A 26,012-nucleotide genomic window follows, 5' to 3' on the forward strand; every position below is an offset into this window, starting at 1 on the left:
GTGTGAACTTTCTCCTCATCGTTGCCATACAACTAAGAAACTCCTTTTTTGCTGTCTAATTTTCTTAGTCCATTATACCGCCTGAGAGAAGGGGATAGCAATCAAAGAGGGCAGAGGGTTGTCTGAGAGGAGTTGTCTGAGTAGAGGGGATAGCAACCAAAGGATCTTGCGTGAAGCTGGTTTAAGAGAAAGGGATAGCAGCCCAGGGAGGGGCGGGGGAGCTGTTTGAGAGAAGGAGGGAGAGTCGAAGAGGGAGGAAGTCGTTCAGAGCAAGGGACAGTGGCCGAAGCTTGGAAGTGAGGGAATGAGTAGCGGCGTGGGCTTAGAAGAAATCGTCTGAGTGAAAGGGATGATAGCCAAAGAGGCTGGGAAGAAGCAGTCTTTGGAGAGGAATGAATACCGGCGTGGGGCTTAGAAGAATTCGTCTGAGTGAAAGGGATAATAGCCAAAGAGGGTGGGAAGAAGCAGTGGAGGGGTTACTAGTCAAAGAGGGAGGAGGCCGCCTGAGAGAAGGGGATAGATCAAAAGGAGGGAAACGGACTATGCTAAGTACAAGGTGAGTGTTCCGGCGACTGTATTAACCATCCATTACGCAGCAAAATGTCACGATTATCCGTATTTTTGCACATTCTTCCCCTACCGGCAGTCTGCACTTCCAGCTAGAATAGGGGCGATAACGAACCCGAATTCGGGGGCTGCCTTTCCTCGTTTGTAACCGCTTCAAAGGTTAACTTGATGAGCGGCCTTGTCTGTGAAGCGCGTTACGTTCTTCGACGGGCAGCTTCCGGCTAACCGCATTTTGCGGGAAGGGATCGTTACTAAAACGGTCTAAGGAGAGATGCTGATGAAGAGCAAGATTCTCGCTAAGGGAAGATCGATTTGCTTCATGATTATGGCGCTGCTGGTCCTAAGCACGGGAATTCCAGCAATGTCGCCAAGGGCGGAGGCCGCTTACTTTCCGCCGAATAGTCCGGACGGTGCTTACCTGAAAGATCTGGTGCTGATCTATAGCGGATATTATAACCCGGCCAACTATGGAGGAGAGGACATATCTGCATGGCCTCGCGAACAGTTCAAGCCCTATACCGCTTTTGTGGACAAGCAGGGCAACCGGCAGGATACATTCTTTCAGGAATTTCTGTTCCTGGGATTAAACAGTCCTTATGGGCATTCCTTTCATCGGGAGACGGATGTGTCCAAGGCCGGTGTCAAGCAGGATTGGGAATGGTTTCTGGACCGGATCTTTACAAGCGAGATGCTGCAGTTGAATGCGTTGAACGAGGAAACAAAGCAGACGGCCCAAGAGCTTAACCGCCCTGATTTCAAAAGCAAAGTGGTCATCATGGTGCCGTTTGCGAACGAGATCGTTACAAACTTTGGAGATGTGGACGGAGATGGCATAAGCGAAAATTTAACGACTTTAGCCGGACGGGACAAGGTGACTCGATGGTACATCGATCAGGTCATCCAACGGTTCAACCAGAAAAATTACTCCCATCTGGAATTAAGCGGATTTTACTGGCTCAAGGAAGACATGGATACGACGAAGACCGATGAAGTTCAATTGGTTAAGAATACAGCCAACTATATTCATGGCAAAGGAGATTATATTTTCTGCTGGATTCCGTGGTCCCGTGCTTACGCGGCCACCCAATGGGCTTCTTTTAACTTTGATTTTGCCATTCTGCAGCCGAACCATTTTATGAACCGCGACAACACCACGACGCCGGAAACGATTAAAAACTCAGCAAACAAGTCTAATCAGGCGGGCATGGGGGTGGAGATTGAATTTGACGGTCAAATTATGAGATCGGATAAATTCCGCGAACGGTTCTACGATTATTTAAACGGCGGAGTAGAATACGGGTACATGAATAACTCCATTCTGGCCTATTATCAGGATGCCAGAGGCCTCTACGAACTGACACGCAACCCGGACGTCGGCTACCCGATTTATGCGGATATTTATCGCTTTGTCAAAGGAATCTATAAGGGAGACACTCAAGTGTCTACCACCTTAAACACGTTCGACAGCCGCCGGTTCGCCGGCAGTTCAAGCGCCATGACCTCTAATGCGGCGGATACGGTCATGCAGGGCAAAGCTTCCATGAAGGTAGATTTCGGTCTTTATGCTACCAGTCTGGTAACCGGCTACTACGGGCAGGATTTTGCTTTGAAAGACTGGAGTCCATTCGATTCTTTCCGCGTGGACGTGTTCAATCCCGCTTCCGAGACGGGGGCTGTCACGATCATTATCGGAGATGAGAATGGTAAGCAGCACTATCGTTATGCCTCCCTATTTAAGAACTCATGGAATACGGTGCGGATTCCTATATCGGACTTGATCAACGGCACGGGCGGAGCTTCCCAAGAACCAGGAACCGTTCCGATTGATGTGAGCCGGATCGCTTATATCAAGCTGGTCCAGCGAAATAATAGCCATTACCGGGCGCTGCCGAATACGTATTATTTCGACAGTATGAGGCTGGTGCAGGAGGACGGTATCCGTCTGAACGATCTGGAATGGCTCACCTTCGGGGGCAATACTTCCGTAAGCTTGAGCAAAACCAAGGATACAATTAACGAGCAGAATACGGCCATCCGAATCGATTATGGAGCCTATAACGTCTCTCAGGCCTGGATGGAAGCGCCGACGCATTTTAAAATTCAGGATTGGAGCGGCCAACAGTCGTTCAAAGCCGATATTTACAACCCGAACGGCGCCGTTATGAATTTGGGGCTGAAATTTACCGACAGCTCGAATCAAACCTATTATAAGCGGGTAGTGCTGCAGCCGGGACAATGGAATACGATCCAAGTGCCGATCGCGGATCTGGCATCCGGGGCTAACGCCACCGCAGATGAGGGAACTTCCACGGCATTGAATGTGCAATCTATGAAAAGAGTGGACTTTTATCAACGGAACAACAGTCACTATCTGGCCATGCCTAACTATCTGTATATCGACAATGTGAGATTGGGAGTTCGGGAATAGAATCATTATCAAATATGAGAACGGTCCTTCCGTATGAAGGGCCGTTCTTGCTTAAGTAAAAATACAAGAAAGTATAAGTTTTCACCACCTTATACCTGTTCTTACCACATTAGAAAGTTTAAGTTCATTAAAGCATTAAAATGGAACAAACTTTCTAATTGGCATAAAAAGCTACCTTGAAAATCCTTCTATTTTACCGTCTGCAGGCATCGTTGCAAGCGGAGCGGCACATCTAACTGTATTTTGTACAGGTAGATTCAAGCGAATGGGCGAAAATGATCAAACTAACTGGATAAACTACAGTTAAAATGGGCAACTTTGGGCGAAACGGCTGTTTTGGCGCAAACTAGCTGTAGGTTTTCCAGTTAGTTTCCATATTTCTTCCGAATATAGAAATCTAACTGTATGAAATCCATTTAGTTTTCAAAATTTCACACTATTGAAGCAATTCAACTCTATTCTACCTTGAAAATCCATCCATTTTCATCATCTGATGGTGCCGCGGTCAGAGGCATGGGCGTCTAAATGGAACAACTACAGCTAGTTTGTAAAAATAGGCGTTATCAACAAAAAACCTTGATTCTAAATGTAATTTTTCCATTTACTTTGATCACTTTCCACCATTCGCTTCAATTTGCCCAAACCCATTAGAACCAACGGGTTTCTATTTGTGCAACATTTATATCCAAACTTATATTCCACCAGGCATATTAAACCTTTAAATCGATGGTTTCGCTCTGCGGAAGTTGAGTTAAAAAATTTCATGGCGGCAGGAAACTTAAGTGAAGTGCAGCGCTTTGAAACATAGATTTCGAAAGAAAAATCCCTGCCTCCGCAGGGACATATTGTACCTTAGCTAGTAATTGACTTCTTCCTGTCGGCTTTAAATGGGTGGCGTACGAAATCCAAACATCCAAACACAAGATGGGCGATCCCGTATTCGATCAGCGCGCAACCCCAAGCCTCCGGCCGCATAAGGCTTGGTCCCGTCCCCAACCTGATGAAAACCTAGCCGGTGTACACCCGCAATTCTCCCAACTCGTTCTATTGGGTTGAACTAACCGGCCTATCCTTTGGGAGAAGAAGAAATCCGTCAGCTAACGGGCATCATTCTTGTCAGTATTCTTGGCATCAGTCTTGGTATCATTCTTGTCAGTATTCTTGGCATCAGTCTTGGTACCATCTTTGTCGGCATTCTTGGTATCATTCTTGACTTCATCTTTGCCAGCATTCTTTGAATCGCCCTGGGCAGCTCCGCTTTCACTCTTCTCGGCGAATTCGAATTGAAATCGTTTAGGGTTCGGCTGGTCTCCAACATTAATGGACACTCCATTCACCTTAAGCTCTACGGCATTAGGCGCCCCTAAATTTAGATACACAGGCTCGGTAAGCTCCCAGGTTTTGCTGGCGCCGTTCTCCAAAATTCCCGAGTCTATCGATTTCTTCTCAGGCAAAGCATCGAGTCCGATCCAGCATCTCTTTCCGGTTACCGTCAATTCCAGGTTTATTTTGTCCGTTCCGTTTATTTGATAATAATCCACTCCGCCCTCACTCTTGACAAGCTCGACCACGGGCTGCGGTGTGGGGGTCGGTGATGGAGCGACCGATGGCTGCACAGAAGAACCGGGCGAAGGGGTGGCTGTTGCGTCCGGGTTATTGATTTCGGAGGTATGCCTATCGGTAATTTTATGCTTGTCAGGCTCCTCCAGATCATTTCCGGCAACGTGGTACTTGTTAACGAAGAACCATATCAGGAAAAGAATCAGGATCAGAAATGCCCACAGCATAATCCCGGTAACCCATTTCCCCCAACCGTCTCCCGTTTTGGCGCTGGCCCTGCTGCGGGTGACCGTCTCGATCGCCGTTTCCGGTTCCGTCGGCGGAAGGACATTGCTGTACAGCTTGAGCAATTCGTTAGGATCCAGTCCGACCGCTTCCGCATAGTTTTTGATAAAGGCGCGGACATAAAAATTACCGGGAAGCACCTTGTAATTCCCTTCCTCGATCGCTTCCAGATAACGCTTACGGATTTTCGTCGTTTCTTGCAAGTCTTCCAGTGATATTCCTTGTTCCAGTCTTTGCTTCTTCAGAATTTGGCCCAGCTCTTGCACACATTCACCTCCTGACTATTTCAGCCTTTAGTTAAAAATCCCCGTATCCGGAGTTAACTACGTCATAATTGATTTCTTCGCCGGGTTCATGTCTCAGTTCAATAATCACGTCAAAAAGATCATAGTCGAACGGAGAGTGTTTTATAAAAATGTCGGGATGCTCAATGACCTTCGTGGAGGGCATCGCCATAATTTCCTGCACGAGCATCCGATGCTCGTCCGAGGCCCGCATCGTAGACACAATTCCGTCCATAATATAAATATGATCGGGATTCAGCTCACCGGCCGACAAATGGCTGCGCATCGTCTGCTTGAGCAGCGTCGAAGACACGATAGTCCATCTCTTGTTTGAACAGACACTGCCGGCAATGATCGACTCCGTCTTGCCGACTCTCGGCATTCCTCTTAAACCGATGACCTGATTGCCGTCCCTCTTAAAAAGCTCTCCCAGAAAATCAACCAGAAGCCCCAGCTCGTCGCGGGTGAATCGGAAGGTCTTCTTATCATCCGAATCTCTCTCCGGGTACCGACCGTGTCTGACAGCCAGCAGGTCAACAAGCCTCGGAGTGCGAAGGGCATTGATCGTAATATTGTCCACCTTTTTTAACATTTTACCCATAACTTCTATTTTATCATCATCATCGTCATTCGTTTGCAGAAGCATTCCCCGGGTCCGGTCCTCGACCCCGTTGATTGTCAAAATATTGATATCAAGCATTCCCATTAAGGAAGCGATGTCCCCCAGCAAACCGGGGCGGTTTTTATGTATTTTGTATTCCATATACCACTGCTTCACTGCCAAACCGCGCCTCCCCCAATTTAGAAGTAAGGTGTTTTACCGGTTGCTTATATAAATTCTGGGATTGCCCCAATAGAAATTGACGAATATTCAATTGCCAATCCTCCAAAAGCAGCAAAAAAATAAGGCTTATTTCCTGCTTCGATATCCTAATTCTACAAATTTCGTCATTTTCCTTCTCTATCCCCTAATTTACTTTGTCAAAATTTAAAAACTTTACTATAAGTATACCATGGTTGCAAAAGAAAAACCTCCAAAAAAGGAGGCATTTTTTTTGCTTTTGTCAGGACTCTTTTACCCACTTGATCATCAGCTTTGCGATCATTTGCTGCTCGTTAGTGTCGGCCACATCCCACAGCTCCTTGAGCATGCGTTCTTCATTGTTCTTGGGGTCGATCTTATCCGCAAGAAATCCGCCAATCTGATAAGCAAGCTTGGAGATGGTTTCCTCGCTCATCCCTGCTTTTTCTGCTTCGCTGACACGATTCGACAGAAACTCTTTCCACTTTTCTATAGATTTCAATACAGTTGTTTCCACCTGGAATTCCTCCTTGGGGTAATGAAATGACAGTCCTAATATTTGCAGATTAAGCGACAAATATTCATTCCCCAATAGCGGTCTAATCAGGTGAACCAGCCTCCGTTAGGGCTGATGATCTGTCCGGTAATATAGCCTGACTCCGGAAGGGCCAGAAAATAGACCAGGGCGGCGATTTCATCCGGTTGGGCAAAGCGGCCGGCCGGAATTTCATTCTCTATTGCCGTCTTCTCCTCCTCATTGAACTGGTCCATCATCTCCGTTTGAACTACTCCTGGAGCTACCGCATTGACAGTTATCCCGGAAGGGCCCAATTCTTTGGCAAGCGCCTTGGTCATTGCATTGACCCCCCCTTTGGCCGTTGAGTAGACGACTTCACAGGAAGCCCCGGTAATCCCCCAGACCGAAGAAACATTGATGATCCGCCCGTATTTGCGGCGAACCATCTCCTCCATAAACATCTGGGTGCAGAGAAAGGTCCCTTTCAAATTCACGCTCATGATATGGTCCCAATCGTCCTCAGAAACCTCGGAGAACAAACCGTAATGGGCTATTCCCGCATTATTGACCAATATTTCCGGCATCATCCCATGCTTCTCCAGCTTATCCCTCATTCTCATGAGCTGCTCCTTGGACCTGAGATCGGCCGTCGCGGTGACGACATTGGCCCCGAGTTCCAAACACCGTCTGGCCACCTCATTAGCCTCTTCATGGGAGTTTCGGTAATGAACGACAATGTTCATGCCTTCTCTTGCAAATCGCTCGGCGATGGCGGCGCCGATTCCCCTGCTGGCCCCGGTTACGAGAACCGTTTGTTGTGGAAAGGGCTTCATGCTCATTCTTGTGCATTCCTTACGACGGAAACAGCCATCCGCTCCCATTGGAAATGATCGCGCAGACGTTCATTAACCTCTTGCAATGTCATAGCCTCATATTTAGGCAGAATGGTGAAGAAGTCGCTTCCTTTGAACAGATAGCTGGTAAATTCGTTGGCCATCGCTTCCGGCGAATTAAGCATGCGCAAATATCCGCCCATTTTCTTTCTGCGGCATCTTTCAAAATCTTCTTCCGCTATTCCTTTCTCCAGAACGGGCGTCAACAGCTGCCTTACTCTCGACAGAAGCTCCTCCGGATCGCGGGTATCCCCTCCGATCATGGAGAAGGAATATCCGGGAGTACAGTTATAACTGAATCCGAAGTTGTCGGAGATCAGGTTCTCCTCGTACAAGGTTTGGTAAATTGCCGAGCTTTGGCTGAACAGGCAGTCCATCATGACGGCTGTGACCAGTTCCTTACGCAGCAAAGCATCCCCTTCGAGCTTACCGGATACTTCCTTGAAGCCAAATAAGCACTTCGGCTCGGAGACGGGAAGCACCGTCGTCTTCATCTCCTGCTTCACTTCGGCAGGCTCCGCCGGAAATAGCCGGTTAATGCTTCCCTGGGGAGAGAAAGTCTTGGCTTGCTGGTTGCCGCGAACCCATTGCATAACCTCTTCCGGGTCTACTCCGCCCACGACAAACAAGCACATATTGCTCGGATGATAGAAGGTGTGATAACACTCATACAGCGTTTCCTTCGTAATTTCCGCAATGGATTCCACTGTTCCCGCGATATCGATCCGCACCGGATGATTATGGTACATCGCCTCGATCAGGCCGAAATAAACTCTCCAGTCCGGCTGATCCTGATACATTTTGATTTCCTGGCCGATAATTCCTTTCTCCTTCTCTACGTTCTCATCCGTAAAATAAGGATGCTGCACGAAATCCAGAAGTGTGGTCAGGTTTTCCTTAATATGACCCGTAGCGGAGAAAAGATAGACGGTCCGGTCAAAGCTGGTAAAAGCATTAGCGGAAGCCCCGTGCGATGCAAAGGTAGCGAAGATATCTCCGGTTGGCTCTTCGAACATCTTATGCTCCAGGAAGTGGGCGATCCCGTCGGGCACCTTCACTTCTTCCTTCCCTTCGACGCGAAAATGATTATCGACCGAGCCATATTTTGTAGAAAACGTGGCGTAAGTTTTTTGAAAACCCTTTTTGGGCAGAACATACACGGTCAATCCGTTGTCCAGACGGTCAACGTATAAGGTTTCATTCAAAGATTCGTAGCGGATGGTCTCCATCTTACTCACCCTCCTTATCGCGCAAGAAGTAAATCGTATCGAGGCAAACATCGTCGGCCACTTCACGGATTTGCTGAGGGGTTACGGCTTCCACCGCCGCAATCAATTCGGGAATGGACCTTTCCTTGCCCGACAGCACACTGTTGAAATCAAAGCCGATCATCTCGTATGCGGAGTCCTGGATCTCTTTAAGCTGATTGACGATCATGGCTTTCGTTTGGGACAGTTCCAGATCGCTGATCTCCCCTCTGACCATCGCGTCGAGCTGTTCCCGGATAATCGATACCGCTTTCTCGTAATTATTGATTTCAATCCCCGATTGAATCGTAATAATTCCCTTATGTCCATCCAAGCGGGAGGAGGCGTAATAAGCAAGGCTTTCTTTCTCTCGTACGTTCATAAAGAGCTTGGAATGGGGATATCCTCCCAGCACCCCGTTATACATCAAGGCGGCGGCATAGCGTTCGTCCCCATAAGTAATGCTGCTTCTCAGCCCCATGTTCAGCTTGCCCTGCCCGACCTCCAGCCTCTCGATTACCGTATTGACATCCCGCTTGTCCCCGCAAGCCGCCGGCTTGGTAACATATGCAGGATTTTCCGAACGTTCGGAAGCCAGCAATTCCCTTAAGATAGATTGAACTTCCTCGCTCGTCGTATTTCCGACCACATACAGATCGATCGGAGAGCTTTGCAGCCACTGCCGGTAAGCCGAGTACAGAGATTGTTTATCCAGCTTCTCCAACTTGTCCAGTTGCCCGAGAGGATGAAGGCGGTAAGGCTCGTTCTTACACATTTCCTCCAGGCATCTTTCCGCGGCATAACGGATTTTATCATTGATTATGGATTGTATTCTTTTGCGAAGGGTCTGTTTTTCCGAGTCTACATATTTGCTGACGAAATGATCGTTCTCCAGTGCCGGACGAGTAATGGCTTCGGCCAAAAATTTAAGTGCCTGTTTTAATAAAGGCTCTGTCCCGGAAACGTATTGATCCTCGATCATGTCCATTCGAAACTGGACGATTTGGTAATCTCCCCGTTTATAAATATCAAAGCCGAACCCGGCCCCATACAATTCATCCAGCCGCTCACGAAAGCGTTTGGTCTCAGGCAAGGCTTGCGTCCCCCGCCGCAGCACAAACGGCGTAAGTGCCGTCGGGGTTACGGTCTCCTCTGCAAGCGGTGTTCCGATATATGCGCTGATCGCATAGGTTTTAAAGCGGTCGGTCGGCAGGACGTGCAGGCGGATCGAATGAATTTCGCTTCGTTCAAACTTGGATGGTCTCATGCCAACATTGCTCCCTTCTGCTCCGTAGTCGTAACCATATTCTTAGGTATACTGAGTCTATTCCATTATATTCCTACAGAATGAGAAGAAGCAACCGAAGCCGGCTGCTTCCAACCATTCCGTTATGCTGATCTGGTGAGGTTCCGATATAGTTACTTACAGAAAATATGCTTGCCTATAGTTTTCACCTGCGGTCTTGTCCAAATCCAGGCAGAGGTCGCCGTCTCCGGGTTGAAATAATATTCGCAGCCCCCGGAAGGGTCCCAGCCGTTAATGGCATCCAATACGGCTTTCTTGGCCGTTTCGTTAGGCTGCAGCCATATTTGTCCGTCTGCTACCGCCGTGAAGGCCCCGGGCTGGAAAATAACTCCGGAAATCGTATTCGGGAAGCTCGCCGATTTCAAGCGGTTAAGAATAACCGCAGCTACGGCAACCTGCCCAACATACGGCTCGCCGCGGGCCTCTCCATATACGGCATTGGCCATCAGCTTCAAATCATTGTCGGACAGCCCGCCATGGGACGAAGCCGGCAGGTTGGCATTGGCCGGCGGTGCCGCGCCTCCACCACCTCCACCTCTGCCTGTCGGTGCCTGAGGAGCTGTCGGCCTCCAGCTTTTGGTCGCTTTCCAAAGCGCCAGTTTCGTCTTCGGTCCCACCAGCCCGTCAACTTTTAATCCGAAATCGCCTTGGAACCACTTGACCGCTTTGAGAGTCAGATACCCGTAATCTCCATCGATATTGCCGTGATAAAAACCTAGAAATTTCAATCTTCCCTGCAGCTCATAAACGTCGTCTCCGGTACTGCCGTAACGGATCAGGTTCTCGCTGAACACTTCAGTGGACTTGTTCTCTTTGAATTGCATCGTTAAGAAAAAGGCCACAAGAATACAGCAAGTAATAACGATAAGCCGTTTATTCATTCGCATACTCAACCTTTCTTCATGATGTGAAGTCCAAGTTGAAGTTATTATTTGAAAGGTTTCCCGCTTCTATACAAGACGCCTAGAACCTGTCGGGACCGAAACGGACGAGTAGGGAACAGCAGCGAAGTCGGACAAAGTGCGGATTCCTTGTTTTAAAAAAATAAGCTGCCGGTCATCCGGCAGCTTCAGTTAACTTATTTTATTATGCAAGGAAAGGCATAGTTAAAGGGACGCACGGCTTACGAACTGATCCGGGTCTGCTGGAATTGCTCCAAGGTAAGCAGAACTTCTCTCGGTTTGCTGCCCTCGTAAGGGCCCACAATCCCCTTGGCTTCCATCGTATCGATTAACCTTGCGGCACGGGTATATCCGATGCGCATTCTGCGTTGCAGCAATGAAACGGAGGCTTGCTTCGCCTCAACAATAATTTGTACTGCCTGATCGAACAGCTCGTCCTCGAACACTTCCTCCTGTTCCGTCTGCTCCTCCACCTCCGGCACCATCTCCTCCTGATAATTGGCCTGCTCTTGGCTGCGGCAGAATGTGACGACGGCTTCGACTTCCTGGTCGGACAGGAACGCGCCTTGTACACGCAGAGGCTTGCTTGCTCCGACCGGCATGAACAGCATGTCGCCCCGGCCGAGCAGCTTCTCGGCACCGGCCATATCGAGAATGGTCCTGGAATCAACCTGCGAGGAGACTCCGAAAGCGATACGGGACGGAATATTGGCTTTAATCAACCCGGTAATAACGTCTACCGATGGTCTCTGTGTCGCGATGATCAAGTGAATTCCCGCCGCTCTGGCCATCTGCGCCAGCCGGCAGATGGAGTCCTCTACATCGTTGGCGGCAACCATCATCAAATCGGCAAGCTCGTCAACAACGACCACGATCAGCGGCAGCGGTTCTCCGGGATTCGGATTATCCTTATTCGTAATCAAGGCATTATAACCTTCTATATTACGGGTCCCGGTCTTGGAGAACAGCTCATAGCGCTTCTCCATCTCCACGACAACCTTCTTCAGAGCCAGGGAGGCTCTTCGGGGATCGGTGACGACGGGTGCCAGCAGATGGGGAATTCCGTTGTACACATTCAATTCCACCATTTTAGGGTCGATCATCAGAAACTTCACTTCATCCGGCTTCGCTTTAAATAGAATGCTTGTAATAATACCGTTAATACATACGGATTTACCCGACCCTGTGGCCCCCGCTACGAGCAAGTGCGGCATCTTGGCGAGATTGGCTACAATCGGCTGGCCGGTAATATCTCTTCCCAGAGATATAGATAGCTTGGCGTCCGCTTCATAGAAGGCGGTGCTCTCCATGACTTCACGCAGGGTAACCATAGAAACTTCCGTGTTCGGGACTTCAATTCCTATAGCGGACTTCCCGGGAATCGGCGCTTCCATCCGGATATCCTTGGCGGCCAGAGCCAAAGCGATATCATCGGTCAACCCGACAATCCGGCTGACCTTGACCCCCACGTCCGGCTGAATCTCATATCTTGTTACCGATGGCCCCCGGACAACGTCCAGCACTTTGGCCCGAACTCCGAAGCTTTCCAGAGTCGCTTCCAATTTGCGGGCGTTTGCTTTATAGTCCATATGATCGGAGCCTTTGCCGATTCCGACAGGCTTCGAGAGAAGGCCGAAGTCCGGAAGCTGATACGGCTTGCCCGGTGTTTTATCGGGATCATTGCCGAACGCCAGCTCTTCTTCCGCTTGCTCTTCTTCGTTTTTCCCGGCCTCCACGGGCTTGCGGGATTCGCTCTTCTCAATTTCATCGCGGAAATCCCGGATGATCGGAATGGCCGGTTCATCCTTCTGGCTTTCCTCGAGCAAATGCTCGGTCATTTTCACCGGTTTCTGCTCTTCCTTCTTATCCTTCTTGGAAGTCAGCAGTTGTACGAAAACCGGCTTCTTCTTCTCTTCCTGCTCGTAATCCGGGTCCGGCAAAGTTTCCTCATCGGGTTCGTCCTCGCCCGGATCATAAATCTCAGCAGCAGGCTGCTTCTTGAGCTTCTTGGAGGTCGGCACTTGCTTATGTACCAGCTTTCGCTTCGTGAATAAGGAGGCAATGCTCTTCAACGTTCGCTCTCCAATATTTCTAAACCACTTGTTGAAGCTCTTTAACAGATCGACCATAGAGATACCGGTCACCAATAGAATCCCCGCCGCAAACAACGCATAGACGATGAGCTTGGAGCCCCACAGTCCGAACAGCAAATAGAGGGCGGCATACAAGAAAGCCCCGATCATCCCTCCGCCGACTTCCCTGTGGAGAATGTTGGGCGAATCCTCGGCCCCTCTGAGCCCGTCCGCCATGCGCTCCCAGGTTTCGCTTATGATGTAGGAGGATTTTAACGTATCCCCTAACGGATCGATGATAGTCATCATGGACATGTGGTTAAGGATAATCAGTCCGGCCAGAATGAGGCTAAGTCCCGTCTTCTTGGAGGACCACTTTCTAGGCCATGCCCGATTGATCATGACGTATACCGCAATATAAATAAAGATCAGGGGGATAACGAAATCAAGCACCCCGATCAGAAACCTGAATAAATAGGTTAGTGCACGCGCTACCGATCCTTGACGAGAAAGGGCAATGACGGACAGAATAAGGATCGCTATTCCGTACAGCTCGTACTTGATGGCTAACTTCGTGCCGGCATTTTTCTTTCTTTTTTTTGCCAATTAAGCCACCTCCGTTCCCTATTATATCATAATGGGCAAGAATGACATATAGTTGTCCGGTCGCAAGAATGCAAAGAAAACAACACCCGGGACAGGTCGCCGGGTGCGGTTAAAGCAGACTGTTTCAGTTCTGTTCATAGGCGGAAGGGGTGAAGGTAATGATTGTCCCCGGAGCATAAGCCGGGTTCAGATAATCGTTCACATTGGGGCTCAATAGACGGATAATCTTGGCCTGATTCGCACTCAGGCGCTGCACCTGCATTTCCACACCTTGAACTTGAATTTGCTCGAATGAATAATCCGCCTCTTCACTGCCTTCCATAACCAGATCCAGAGGAACAATGGAATGGATGGTCATTGGAACGTCACCTCTTGTCTGGGCGCTTTGCGCTCGGCAATCATTTGGTTAAGGCGCTGCAGCGCCTCTCCGATACCGCCGATAGAATCAATCAGCCCGTACCGAACAGCATCCTGGCCGATGACCGTTGTCCCGATGTCGCGGGTAAGCTCCCCTGTTTTGAACATTAATTCCTTGATTTTCTCTTCACTGATTCGCGAATGCCTTGTGATGAATTGAATGATCCGCTCCTGCATCTTGTCCAAATACTCGAAGGTTTGAGGAACTCCGATCACCATTCCTGTCAAGCGGATCGGATGGATCGTCATCGTCGCGGTTTCCGCTATGACGCTGTAATCCGAGGAGACGGCAATCGGTACCCCGATACTGTGGCCCCCTCCGAGAACGAGAGTGACAGTCGGCTTAGATATTGTGGCTATCATCTCGGCGATCGCCAATCCCGCTTCTACGTCGCCTCCGACTGTGTTAAGGATAACAAGAATACCTTCAATTTTAGCATTCTGTTCGGCGGCCACCAGTTGAGGTATGAGATGCTCATACTTCGTCGTTTTGTTTTGCGGCGGGAGGATCATATGACCTTCTACTTGACCTATGATCGTTAAACAATAAATGTTGCTCTCGACCGTTGGAGTTGTTGTTTGACCAAGCTGTTGTATATTTTCCAGTGCCGCGTTCTTCTTCGGATCCTCAGTCACGGGTGCAGCCGGTGTCGGTTCCTGATTTACGAATGGTTCCACTGTATATTTCCCTCCAGATGTTTAGTCCTTCATACTTCCAGTAATGGCGGCGGTATTGAACGATTCCAAGAAAGGCCTCCCTTCTGCTTGCCCACTGCAAAAAAGGACCGGCCATAGCTCTTTACTTAGTATGAGTGTATAACGTCGCAATCATGCATCTTGGGACAGCTTGCAGACGAGAGCTTGTTGTAATTCAGTAGCTGACGGCCCGTGCTTCTTCACATACAGCCTGCTATTTAAAGACCGCGGCATTTCAGGCCATAATGACTGATTTTTCCATTGGGAAGGTTGATTCTTCATCACGGTTTGCTCTATCATTTGAAGGAAACCTCTTCAGAGTGGTGGTGCAGCCAAGCTTTCTGACCTTACTGTATGAAGCGGTGTTTTTCTTTCTTTGCAACCTATCTAAGAAGGAGGTTGACTTCCCTATGAAAACAATCCTAATCGTAGAAGACGATATCAGTTTAAATAAAGGAATCATGCTTACGCTCGCCCGGGACGGAATTGCGATCCGCCAAGCTTATGATCTGGCGGCAGCGAACAAATTGCTGTTGGAGGAACCTATCGATTTAATTATTCTCGACGTAAATCTCCCGGACGGCAGCGGCCTGGATTTCTGTGAACAAGTACGCCGGAGATCACGGGTTCCGATCATCTTTCTGACCGCAAACGATCTGGAGGCGGATATCGTAACCGGCTTTGAACTCGGCGGGGACGACTATATTACGAAACCGTTCAGTTTGATGGTGCTGCGCGCAAGGGTTATGGCGGTGCTCAGAAGAATGGAGCCGCAGAATGAGGATCAATGGACGATAGATCATCTTTCGTTCGATTTCGGGAAAATGGATTTCCGGAAACACGGGCAGCCCTTACTATTGAGCCGTACCGAACAGAAGCTGTTAAAAGTGCTTGTGGCGAATCGGGGAATTATTCTGACCAGGGAGCAGATCATGGACAAAGTATGGACTCATGAGGCGGAATTTGTGGATGAGAACGCATTAACGGTCACGGTTAAAAGATTGCGCGCGAAAATTGAAGAAGAACCTTCATCGCCAAAATACATTAAGACGGTGTATGGGTTAGGATACATATGGTCTGAGGGGAACCGGACATGAACCATTATCGGGAACTCAAGTTTAAACGAATTTATATCTTTTTCTTGTCTTCTTTTCTCATCTTGACTATCGGATATTCGCTCGGGATGCTGTATATGACCGAATTTGAAGGAATGACGGGATGGCTGACCATCGGCTTCGGCGCTGCTCTGCTCTTAATGGCAGGTGCCCTCGTTTGGGTTCTTCGATCACAGGTGAAGGCCGTGATCCGGACGGTTGATGATATCGTGGACGGGGCCATAAGCGGCCGGAGGCGGATAACGGGCTATGCGGAGACGAATCTGTCATCGCTGGAAAACAAATTGACCCGCTATATTGATATGTCCAGGGCCCATGAGCAGAATAAAGAAGCTGAGAAAAATAAAATCCAGGGACTGATTTCGGACATTTCCCATCAAACGAAAACCCCCCTCTCCAACATCCATTTGTATACCCAATTGCTGGAGGAACAACCATTGCCCGATGATAGCAGCCGTTACTTGGTAGCCCAAATCAAGACGCAGTCGGAAAAGCTGAATTGGCTGATCCAGTCTCTGATCAAAATGTCGCGGCTGGAGACAGGCGTTATTGCCATCCGGGCAGGAGCTCATCCGGTGCTGCCAACGGTCATGGCTGCCGTATCGCAGATTTATGCCGAGGCGGAGGCCAGGAAGATAAGGATCGGGGTATCCTGCGAGCCGACAACGGCGGCCAGCCATGATCCGAAGTGGACTGGTGAAGCCCTGTTTAACATTCTGGATAACGCAGTCAAGTACAGCAACAATGGGGAACAAATTTTAATCTCGGTCAAAGCCGGTGAAATGTTCACCCGTATTGATATCGCCGACCACGGGATCGGAATCGCGGAAAGCGAGCTGAACCTGGTTTTTCAACGATTTTATAGATGCGCAAAGACGCCTGTGAATGAAGGCGTAGGAATCGGCTTATACTTGGCCAGGGAAATCGTCACATCCCAGGGCGGATATATCAAAGCCTCCTCCAAGCCGGGAGAGGGATCGGTTTTTTCCGTGTTTTTACCTGTAAATTAAGAGATTGTGTCTAATGTGTTATTTTTCAGACACCGGAATGTCAGATTGATCTGTTATAAATAGTCTGTACTCTTCGTACAGACTATTTTTGGGGGAGATGAAAGCTTTGTCGGTCTTGCGAGTTGATCATTTGAAAAAATATTACGGTAAAGGACATCCGGTCGTAAAGGCTCTCGACGGCGTTTCCCTGACCGTTGAGAAGGGGGAATTTGTCGCCATCGTCGGTACCAGCGGCAGCGGCAAGAGTACTCTGCTTCATTTGCTGGGCGGGCTGGATCGGGCTACGGAAGGCAAGGTTTACGTGGACGGGAACGATATTTTCAGCATGAACGACGAGAATCTGACCATTTTCCGGCGAAGATCGGTCGGGTTTGTTTTTCAGAGCTATAATTTGATTCCCATTCTGAATGTATACGAAAACATTGTGCTTCCTATTGAACTGGACGGCGCCAGAGTGGATGAACCGTATATCGATCAAATCATTGGAGCGCTCGGGCTTAGGGAGAAGATCCACAGCCTCCCTTCCAGCCTGTCCGGCGGGCAGCAGCAAAGAGTGGCTATCGCGCGAGCATTGGCAACGAAACCGTCCATTCTGTTGGCCGATGAACCTACCGGGAATTTGGACAGCAAAACAAGCCAGGAAGTTCTTATCCTCATGAAACAGATGAGCGACAAGTTTAATCAGACGATGGTGATGATTACCCACAATGAAGAGATCGCACAAACGGCGGACAGGGTAATCCGGATCGAGGACGGCAGAATCGTTAGCCGATCCGACACCAGCGGGGGGTGAGCCGGTATGCTTCGAACCAATAATGGGAGAACGGTATTCCATATCGCCAAGCAAAGCTTGCGGGCGAACCGGCTGAGAAACCTCGTCGTCATATGTGCGATAGTGCTGACGACGCTGCTGATTACGTCAGTCTTTACAATGGGCTTCAGCATTAATAAATCGATGGAACGCGCGCTTATGAAAACGGTGGGAAGCGATTTCCATGGGGTATTTAAATATCTTACGCCGGATGAAGCAGAGAAGCTGATTCGGCATCCTTCCATCAAGCAATACGGCAGGTCCGTCGTCGTTGGTCATGCCCTAGACGATCAGCTCAAAGGAGCAAATGTGGAAATTCATCATATCGATGAAAGTACGGCCAAACATAGCTTTATAGAATTTTTGGAAGGCGGCCTTCCATCGGGTGAAAATGAAATTGCCCTGAATACTTGGACCTTGGATTTGCTTGGGGTCCCTCCTCAGGTAGGGGTAAACATCCGGCTCGATCTCGACATCCACGGTCAGAAAATGTCCAAGGACTTCGTATTATCCGGTTACTACGAGGCGGAACAGTATGTGGCGATGGCGGGACTGGCCCTCGTATCGGAGCTCTTCGTGCAGAAGAATCTCTCCCATATCGACCCCGAAGAATCCAGACGAACGGGAACTTATAGTCATACGATCAGCCTTAATGTCATGTTTAACAACGCTTGGGACATAGAGAAGAAGATCAAGGAAGTGTTGTCCGATTCCAAAGTGAACGCGTCTTATGGCGTAAACTGGGCCTATTCCAGCGTTTCTCTATCTGAAAATATTATGAATGGGCTGCCGTTGGCCGGCCTGGTTCTGATTATTATGCTGAGCGGTTATTTGCTGATCTATAATATTTTCCACATCTCCGTTGTCCGCGACATTAAGTTTTACGGTCTCTTGAAAACGATTGGAACTACTCCCCGGCAGCTAAAAAGAATAATCTCGCTCCAAGCAAACCTGTTGTATGCGGCGGGCCTGCCTATTGGACTTGCCATTGGCTACGGAATTGGGCTCTGGTTGACGCCGATGATGACCTCCTTCTCATCTGTGGAAGCTTCTTATTCGGTTAGCCCTTTTATTTTCCTGGGCGCAGCATTGTTTTCCTATATAACGGTCCGGATGGCGGCCGGTAAGCCCGGCAGAACCGCGGCGAGAATATCGCCGGTGGAGGCTGTCAAGTTCTCCGGTATGAACGAGGGAATCCGCCGAAAGCGAAGCAAGCGCTCCCGGAACGGGGTGAAGCTGTCCAAAATGTCGATGAGCAATCTGCTGCGGCATAAGAAAAAGCTATTCCTTATGCTGTCCTCCCTGTCGCTCGGTATCATACTTTTCAGCATAATCTACACCGTAGTTTCATCGCTGAACGTCAACAAATACTTGAATACGTTCATAACGGGGGATTTCGTGGTAAAAGAAGCTTCTCCGGGCGACAGAAGAAGGCTCCCACTGGCTAACTTAAAGCTTACGGAGGATGTCAGCAATGCGCTAAGGGCAATCCATGGAGTGAAAAGATTAGATAAAGTTTATTACAAAGATGATGCTTTAAAGCTAAATGAATCGATTCTGTCGGTACTGGAGCCTTTAGCGGCTTCGGAGGATCCGGACATCCCTGTCTTTACCTCAATTTTGAATCAGGGTGCTGTAGGTCTGCAAGTTCACGGAATCGACAGCGGATGGTATGAAGTTGTTCAGCATGGGGATATCGTGTCCGGAACGTTCGACCGGGATAAGTTCGAATCCGGAGACTATGTTCTGATCTCGGAAGCACTGCTTGGGGAGGATCAGTATATCAGCTACTTCAATCCGGGTGACCTGATCAAGCTGGATAGTATGGAAAAAAGCTATCAGGTGATGGCCGTTCTGAAGACGGATGCGCTTTACGCAGCGGGTACCCAAATTTTCAGAAGCGGAGGCTTCAACGTATATTTACCGGCAGAAGAGTTTGCCAAATCCGTAGCCGATCCTCAAATACTTTCCGTTACTCTTCACGCGGATCCCGCCGTTCTGGAGCAAGTGGAACACGCTGTACAGACCATTACGGACCCGTTGGATTTGATTATGAAATCCAGGGAGGATTATAGGGAAGAAATGGAGGGGTTCATCCGCATCTTTCAGACCGTCGGTTACGGCTTGAGTATCATTATCGCATTGATTGGCCTGCTTAACTTTGTCAATACGGTTATAACCGGAGTATTCTCCCGCAGGAATGAATTTGCCGTGCTGGAAAGCATCGGCATGACCAAGAAACAGCTAAAGAAAATGCTGGCTTATGAAGGACTTTACATCGTTTTGTTTACAAGCGCGATAGTGGGAACAGCAGGAATGTATTTAACCTACCGGATTGCCAAGGAGATATCGGAAAACCTGGCTTATACGGAATTTCAAATGAATATCATGCCCATCGCCGCCGTACTTCCTCTGTTTGCCGTAATCTCATTGATCGTTACTTTGGCTGCATACCAATGGCTGTCGAGGTCTACAATCGTGGAAAGATTGCGGGAGGCGGAGTAAAAAATATTCAGGTCGCACGGCCTCTCCCCATTCTCGTCCTCTATACGCAAATGTCCGCACCGCATGGGAACCGCTGCGGCATAATCAATAAAAGCCTTTCGGAGCATTGTCCGAAAGGCTTATTATAGCTTGGGTTAAGTGACTTAATGCTTAGCCTCACACTTCCATAATGATTGGAAGGATCATAGGTCTTCTTCTTGTTTGTTCATATAAAAATCGTCCTAGTGCGTCTTTGACATGTGTTTTTAATGAGGCCCACTCATTAACATTCTCATTCATCAGCTTGTTTAAGGTGCCGGTTACAATCCGGTTTGCTTCGTCCAACAAGCCCTCCGATTCCCTGACGTATACGAAGCCGCGGGAAATAATGTCCGGGCCGGACAAGATGTTGCCCTCTTGCTTGCTAAGCGTGACGACAACCACCAATATTCCATCCTGGGACAGCAGTTTCCGGTCGCGCAGGACGATATTTCCGACATCGCCTACTCCCAATCCGTCAATGAGAACATTGCCGGATTGTACCTTGGCCCCTCTGCGGGCCACACCGTTCTGAACTTCCACCGTATCACCGATATCCACGATAAAGATGTCTTCCTTATCAACGCCTACCGATTCGGCCAGCAAACCGTGCTGACGCAGCATACGATATTCTCCGTGAATTGGCATGAAATATTTAGGCTTCATCAGATTCAGCATGAGCTTGAGCTCTTCCTGACTTCCGTGTCCCGATACGTGAACACCCGAAACCGAGCCGGGACCATAAATTACGTTGGCTCCCAGTCGGAACAGTTCATCGACAGTGCGTCCTACGAACTTCTCGTTACCTGGAATCGGAGTCGCTGCAATAATTACCGTATCACCGGGAAGAATATCGACCTTCCGGTGGGTAGAACGCGCCATCCTTGTTAAAGCGGACATAGGCTCGCCTTGACTTCCCGTAGACAGAATGACCACCCGGTCGGCGGCCATCCGATTGACTTCCTCGGGCTCGATCAGCATTCCTTCCGGAATATTCAAGTAGCCCAGCTCCGAAGCAATCGTCACTACATTAACCATGCTGCGTCCAATAACGGTAACTTTGCGGTGGGTTGATTCCGCAGCATCTATTACCTGCTGAATCCGATGAATGTTGGAGGCGAAGGTAGCCACAACGACTCTTTGCCGCGCTTTGCGGAACACTTCCTCCAACTCGGCTCCTACGCTTCTCTCCGAACCTGTGAAGCCGGGACGTTCAGCGTTGGTGCTGTCGGAAAGCAGCATGAGTACTCCTTTTCTCCCAATCTCCGCCATTCGATGCAAGTCCGCATACTGTCCGTTAACCGGTGTTTGGTCAAATTTGAAATCCCCAGTATGCACAACTGTTCCTTCGGGGGTATCCAGACATACTCCTACAGAATCAGGAATGCTGTGATTGGTCTTGAAGAAGCTGGCTTTAATCGTTCCCAATTGCAGCTCAGAATCGGCATTAATCAGAATGCGCTTCGTTTCCCCCAACATATTGGCTTCCTTCAGCTTGGCCTCGACCAACCCGAGGGTTAACTTGGTTCCATATACTGGGACTTTCAACTGCTTAAGTATATAGGGCAATCCTCCGATATGGTCTTCATGTCCGTGAGTGAGAAGAATTCCTCTTACCTTATCCTGATTCTCCACCAGGTAAGATATATCCGGAATGACAATATCGATTCCTAACATGTCCTCCTCCGGAAACTTCAGCCCCGCATCCACCACAACGATATCGTTGGCATATTGCACCACATACATATTCTTACCGATTTCGCCCACGCCGCCAAGAGCGAAAACCGATAGCTTCTCGTTATTCTTTTTTGACAAGTTTATTCCTCCTTGATATATTGACGACGATTTTATAACTCACAATCAAAAAGAAACCGCACAAGTCACTTGCCATCATTATACATGAAAGAAAACACTAATTACAAGCTAAATCATTTACGACCTATTGTCTCCAAAAATAAAAAACCGATGCCTGCCGGCATCGGTTTTTTTACCACATGAGAATCTTCAAATTTTTTACGGCGTTAATACGGCGTAATAAGACTACTTATTGAATAAAAAGCTTCCTTCTAATACGGCATTATTCTTCTTCGAAAACAGTATGGAGAGCTATTTGTATACTAGGACAGCAGTCCTTCGATATACTTGCCTTCTTCTTCAGTTACGGGAACAAGCGGCAAACGAACTCCTCCGACATTGAGGCCTTTCAGATTCAGAGCATGCTTGACGGGGGCCGGGTTCGGCACTTTATGCGGGCATTCGAACATGCCTCTGAAGATCGGGAACAATTCAGCATGTTTGGAAACCGCCTTATGCACCTCTCCCTGGTTGTACCATTCGATCATTTCCTTCATGTCTCTTCCGACAATATGGCTGGACACCGAAACGATACCGTAGGCACCGACTGAAAGGAACGGAAGTGTATACGAATCGTCCCCGCTGTATATTCTGAATGATTCGGGGGCGGAACGAACTAATTTGGATACATGGTCCATATCGGAATGAGCTTCTTTAGAGGCTACAATGTTAGGAATCTGAGCGAGCCGGAGCATCGTGTCCGGTTCAATATTAACCCCGGTTCTTCCAGGTATGTTATAGAGCATGATAGGAAGTTGGGTTGATTCCGCAATCGTTTTGAAATGCTGATACAGCCCTTCCTGCGATGGCTTGCTGTAGTACGGCGCAACGAGCAGAATCCCGTCAACACCCGCATCGGCTGCCAATTGGGTCATACGAATGCTGTCCGCCGTATCGTAGCTTCCGGTACCTGCAATAATTTTGCAGCGGCCATTGGCATGACGCACCGCAGCCTCAAAGAGTTTCACTTTCTCTTCATCCGTTAATGTAGGCGACTCTCCGGTCGTTCCGCAGACTACTAGGCTGTCGCTTTTTTGCTCCTCGATCAAATAATCGATTAATTTCTCGAGCTGCGTCCAGTTGACCTGTAACTGATCATCGAATGGTGTCACCATCGCCGTAATTAATGTCCCGAATTCCACTGCTATTCCCCCTACACCTTTTCATTCGCCATTCATTTTATGAAGATCAAACTTGTTGTGAAGCATGCGAATCGCTCTCTGCAATTCATCCCCTGGAACGAGCACCCAAATCGTCGTATTGGAATCTGCAGACTGCAATATCGTAACGTCCGCCTCCGTTAAAGCCTCTACGATCCGGGCCATAACCCCGGGAACTCCATTCATCCCTCCTCCAATGACGGCCACCTTGGCGCAATTGGAGCGGATTTTCGGCTCATAGCCGAGCTCCCTGACTATTTGAACAGCCAGTTCTGCAACATCGTCAAAAACGGTGTACACGACACCGGATGGATTGACATTGATAAAATCAACGCTTATTTGATTATGGGCCATTGCTTGAAAAACGGACCTGTGAAAATCATAGCGCCCTTCTTGAAATGCGATTTGAATCTGCGTGACATTGGGCACATGTGTAATTCCCGTAACATAACGATCCACTACATGCTGGCGGACCGCTTCCGGACGCGTAACGAGCGTTCCTGCCTCATCACTGAAGGTGGAACGGACGCGAATCGGTAAATTTGCCTGCATGGCGACCTCAACCGCGCGGGGGTGGATCACCTTGGCTCCGTGATGAGCCAGATTGCATATTTCCGCGAACGTAATGACCGGAAGAAGCTTGGCTTCTTCAACAATTCTGGGATCTGCGGTCAGAATGCCGGTTACATCGGTGAAGATATCGACCCTTTCGGCATTCAGCGCAACTCCCAGCGCAGTGGCCGATGTATCACTGCCGCCACGCCCGAGTGTAGCAACCTCGTCCTGAACAGCCGCTCTGCCTTGAAAACCGGTCACAATGACCACTTTCCCCTGCTTCAGCTCCTCAACAATTCTTGCCGGACGGATGGTTACAATTCTTGCGTCTCCGTAATTCCCGTCCGTCTCGATTCCGGCCTGCACCCCGTTAAGTACAGTGGCCGGAACCGATTCGGCGTTAAGCAAGCTGCAAAGAGTAACTGCGGATATCACCTCACCGCAGCTAAGAAGCATATCCTTCTCACGCCGGGAAACGCGGTTGCCGTGCTCAAAAATTAAATTCAACAACGTATCGGTGGCGTAAGGTTCGCCTTTCCTCCCCATCGCTGAGACGACGACGACTACTTGATATTGTTGGGCAAGTGCTTGTTTAATGTGCTTTATGACGTGCTTTCTGGCTTCCGCGGTGGAGAGGGAAGTTCCTCCGAATTTCTGCACAAGGATGGACACATCTTCACCCCCAACCAAATGGGACCTCAGCCGCAATAAGCTGATCAGTTCTTCTCTGCAATCAGATATTCACCGATTTGTACTGAATTCCATGCCGCCCCTTTAAGCAGATTATCGGACACAATCCACATATTCAGAGCCCTTGGATTCGATAAATCTCTGCGCAGTCGCCCTACGTAAGTATCCAGCTTTCCTGTCGCCTCCGTCGCCAACGGATATTGCTGGGCTTCCGGATTGTCGACCAGAACGAGTCCCGGTGCATCCGCCAGCAATTTCCTGACTTCCTCCATTTCAAAGTCGGAGTTCAGTTCGATATAAACCGACTCGGAATGTCCGAATGCGACCGGAATTCTGACACAGGTCGCAGTCACTTCAATCGACTCGTCACCCATAATTTTTTTCGTTTCCAAAATCATCTTCATTTCTTCATTGGTAAAGCCATTCTCCCAGAACTTGTCAATTTGCGGAATGGCGTTAAAAGCAATCTGATGCTTGACAGGCAGGGAGCCTACCGGAAGAATATCAGGTTGAACAGATTTGCCCTCCAGCACCTCTCTTGACTGCTTATACATTTCATCGATCGCCCGATTTCCCGCCCCGGACACAGCCTGGTAAGTAGACACAATCACGCGGGAGATTCCGTAACGATCATGAAGCGGCTTCAGAGCCACGACCATCTGGGTCGTAGAACAGTTCGGATTCGCGATCACGCCTTTATGTTCTTGAATCTTGTGCGCATTGACTTCCGGAACGACCAGAGGGGTTCCCGGGTCCATCCGGTATGCGCTGGTGTTATCGATGCACACCGCCCCGCTCTTGACAGCATGAGGCACGAGTTCTTTACTTACATCGCCTCCGGCGCTGAAAAAAGCAATGTCCACTCCTTCGAAGCTGTTCGGAGTGGCTTCTTCAATGGTCACTTCCCGATCTTTAAACTGGACCTTGGTACCCGCCGACCTCTTGGAAGCCAGCAGCTTTAATTCTTTAACGGGAAAGTTCCTTTCATCCAATAGACGAATAATTTGTTGACCTACCGCTCCGGTAGTTCCCACGATAGCTACATTGTACAGTTTTTGATTCGACATGTCCTGACTCTCCCTTATCTATCATTCTATGAAAATTGCTAATGCAGTTTAGGTATAATTAAAACGTTCGATCAATAGAGGCTGTAGCTGCCTGCCTTGCAAAGCTTGTTCACAGGTTTCCATAATGAGATCCATTCTAGATACGAGAGAATTTGCTTTGACATTGGGGGCATCCTGCCCGAAGGGAACGAAGTAAATGTTCTTTGCTACAAGCAGTTTGGCTATGTTGGCTGCGTTCAAGCCGAGGCCGTCATTCGTGGAAATGGCGAGAACTACCGGTCTCTGATTTCTCATCTGAGCCTTCGCGGCCATCAGCACCGGACTTTCCGTCAAGGCGTTGGCCAGCTTGCTCGTCGTGTTCCCGGTACAGGGGGCGATAACCAGCACATCCAACAGCTTGGAGGGTCCAAGCGGTTCAGCATCTACAATTGTAGAAATAATATCATTCCCCGTAATTTCTTTCAACTGTTTTTGCCAATCTTCTGACGTCCCAAAGCGGGTGTCCGTAGTCATCAGCGTATAAGACGCAATAGGAATGACTCTTGCACCCGCCTTCACGAATCTTTCTATTTGCGGCATCACTTCGGCATAAGTGCAGTGCGAACCGGTGAGCGCAAATCCAACCGTTTTACCATGCCAATTCAT

20 protein-coding genes are annotated in these 26,012 nt (G+C 48.9%); 5 read left to right on the forward strand and 15 right to left on the reverse strand.

Annotation, left to right across the window (positions count from 1 at the left end; translation table 11 throughout):
• Window positions 1–844: 844 nt before the first annotated feature.
• Complete coding sequence (locus FS806_RS02950; protein ID WP_186328181.1) at window positions 845–2,995, forward strand: DUF4855 domain-containing protein; 2,151 nt, start codon at window positions 845–847, stop codon at window positions 2,993–2,995.
• Window positions 2,996–4,092: 1,097 nt separating this feature from the next.
• On the opposite strand, the gene FS806_RS02955 is transcribed toward FS806_RS02950, so the two are convergent.
• The 10 genes from FS806_RS02955 to FS806_RS03000 form a co-directional block, all read right to left on the reverse strand.
• The gene (locus FS806_RS02955; RefSeq protein ID WP_144933035.1) at window positions 4,093–5,106 is read right to left on the reverse strand and encodes a helix-turn-helix domain-containing protein; all 1,014 of its coding nucleotides are present in this window, start codon (window positions 5,104–5,106) and stop codon (window positions 4,093–4,095) included.
• Between the two features lie 31 nt (window positions 5,107–5,137).
• Complete coding sequence (locus FS806_RS02960) at window positions 5,138–5,908, reverse strand: DUF3388 domain-containing protein (RefSeq protein WP_144933037.1); 771 nt, start codon at window positions 5,906–5,908, stop codon at window positions 5,138–5,140.
• Window positions 5,909–6,188: 280 nt separating this feature from the next.
• Window positions 6,189–6,443, reverse strand: a complete 255-nt coding sequence (locus FS806_RS02965; protein WP_144933039.1) for a DUF3243 domain-containing protein — start codon at window positions 6,441–6,443, stop codon at window positions 6,189–6,191.
• An 86-nt stretch (window positions 6,444–6,529) separates the two neighbouring features.
• On the reverse strand, window positions 6,530–7,276 hold the full coding sequence (gene ymfI / locus FS806_RS02970; RefSeq protein WP_144933253.1) for an elongation factor P 5-aminopentanone reductase: 747 nt from the start codon (window positions 7,274–7,276) through the stop codon (window positions 6,530–6,532).
• A gap of 2 nt (window positions 7,277–7,278) precedes the next feature.
• On the reverse strand, window positions 7,279–8,565 hold the full coding sequence (yfmH, locus tag FS806_RS02975; RefSeq protein WP_144933041.1) for an EF-P 5-aminopentanol modification-associated protein YfmH: 1,287 nt from the start codon (window positions 8,563–8,565) through the stop codon (window positions 7,279–7,281).
• 1 nt (window position 8,566) lies between these two features.
• On the reverse strand, window positions 8,567–9,850 hold the full coding sequence (gene yfmF / locus FS806_RS02980) for an EF-P 5-aminopentanol modification-associated protein YfmF (protein ID WP_144933043.1): 1,284 nt from the start codon (window positions 9,848–9,850) through the stop codon (window positions 8,567–8,569).
• Window positions 9,851–10,002: 152 nt separating this feature from the next.
• Window positions 10,003–10,770, reverse strand: coding sequence for a spore cortex-lytic enzyme (gene sleB, locus FS806_RS02985; RefSeq protein WP_144933045.1), 768 nt, complete (start codon window positions 10,768–10,770; stop codon window positions 10,003–10,005).
• Window positions 10,771–11,012: 242 nt separating this feature from the next.
• Window positions 11,013–13,469, reverse strand: coding sequence for an FtsK/SpoIIIE family DNA translocase (locus FS806_RS02990; RefSeq protein ID WP_144933047.1), 2,457 nt, complete (start codon window positions 13,467–13,469; stop codon window positions 11,013–11,015).
• A 124-nt stretch (window positions 13,470–13,593) separates the two neighbouring features.
• On the reverse strand, window positions 13,594–13,827 hold the full coding sequence (locus tag FS806_RS02995; RefSeq protein WP_144933049.1) for a YlzJ-like family protein: 234 nt from the start codon (window positions 13,825–13,827) through the stop codon (window positions 13,594–13,596).
• A complete protein-coding gene (locus FS806_RS03000; protein ID WP_144933052.1) occupies window positions 13,824–14,564 on the reverse strand; it encodes a ClpP family protease in 741 nt (246 codons plus the stop codon). Before FS806_RS03000 ends, FS806_RS02995 begins: the two co-directional genes overlap by 4 nt.
• A 428-nt stretch (window positions 14,565–14,992) precedes the next feature.
• Between FS806_RS03000 and FS806_RS03005 the strand changes: the two genes are divergently transcribed.
• From FS806_RS03005 to FS806_RS03020, 4 genes are all read left to right on the forward strand, one after another.
• Window positions 14,993–15,679 carry a response regulator transcription factor gene (locus FS806_RS03005; RefSeq protein ID WP_144933054.1) on the forward strand — a complete coding sequence of 229 codons (687 nt, stop codon included), beginning with the start codon at window positions 14,993–14,995 and terminating at the stop codon, window positions 15,677–15,679.
• Complete coding sequence (locus FS806_RS03010; protein ID WP_144933056.1) at window positions 15,676–16,707, forward strand: sensor histidine kinase; 1,032 nt, start codon at window positions 15,676–15,678, stop codon at window positions 16,705–16,707. The genes FS806_RS03005 and FS806_RS03010 overlap by 4 nt, the downstream gene beginning before the upstream one ends.
• A gap of 106 nt (window positions 16,708–16,813) precedes the next feature.
• A complete protein-coding gene (locus FS806_RS03015; protein ID WP_144933058.1) occupies window positions 16,814–17,500 on the forward strand; it encodes an ABC transporter ATP-binding protein in 687 nt (228 codons plus the stop codon).
• Between the two features lie 6 nt (window positions 17,501–17,506).
• Entirely contained in the window at window positions 17,507–20,023 is a 2,517-nt protein-coding gene (locus tag FS806_RS03020; RefSeq protein WP_144933060.1) for an ABC transporter permease, read from the forward strand.
• 156 nt (window positions 20,024–20,179) lie between these two features.
• On the opposite strand, the gene FS806_RS03025 is transcribed toward FS806_RS03020, so the two are convergent.
• From FS806_RS03025 to FS806_RS03045, 5 genes are all read right to left on the reverse strand, one after another.
• The gene (locus FS806_RS03025) at window positions 20,180–21,856 is read right to left on the reverse strand and encodes a ribonuclease J (protein ID WP_144933062.1); all 1,677 of its coding nucleotides are present in this window, start codon (window positions 21,854–21,856) and stop codon (window positions 20,180–20,182) included.
• A gap of 302 nt (window positions 21,857–22,158) precedes the next feature.
• Window positions 22,159–23,037 (reverse strand): 4-hydroxy-tetrahydrodipicolinate synthase, encoded by an 879-nt coding sequence (gene dapA, locus FS806_RS03030; RefSeq protein WP_144933064.1) that lies wholly within the window; start codon window positions 23,035–23,037, stop codon window positions 22,159–22,161.
• Between the two features lie 21 nt (window positions 23,038–23,058).
• Complete coding sequence (gene dapG, locus FS806_RS03035) at window positions 23,059–24,282, reverse strand: aspartate kinase (RefSeq protein WP_144933066.1); 1,224 nt, start codon at window positions 24,280–24,282, stop codon at window positions 23,059–23,061.
• Between the two features lie 44 nt (window positions 24,283–24,326).
• Entirely contained in the window at window positions 24,327–25,367 is a 1,041-nt protein-coding gene (locus tag FS806_RS03040; RefSeq protein ID WP_144933068.1) for an aspartate-semialdehyde dehydrogenase, read from the reverse strand.
• 48 nt (window positions 25,368–25,415) lie between these two features.
• Entirely contained in the window at window positions 25,416–26,012 is a 597-nt protein-coding gene (locus FS806_RS03045) for a dipicolinate synthase subunit B (protein ID WP_144933070.1), read from the reverse strand.

It is taken from the genome of Paenibacillus sp. 32O-W, assembly GCF_007679495.1.
Lineage (GTDB): Bacteria > Bacillota > Bacilli > Paenibacillales > NBRC-103111 > Paenibacillus_L > Paenibacillus_L residui.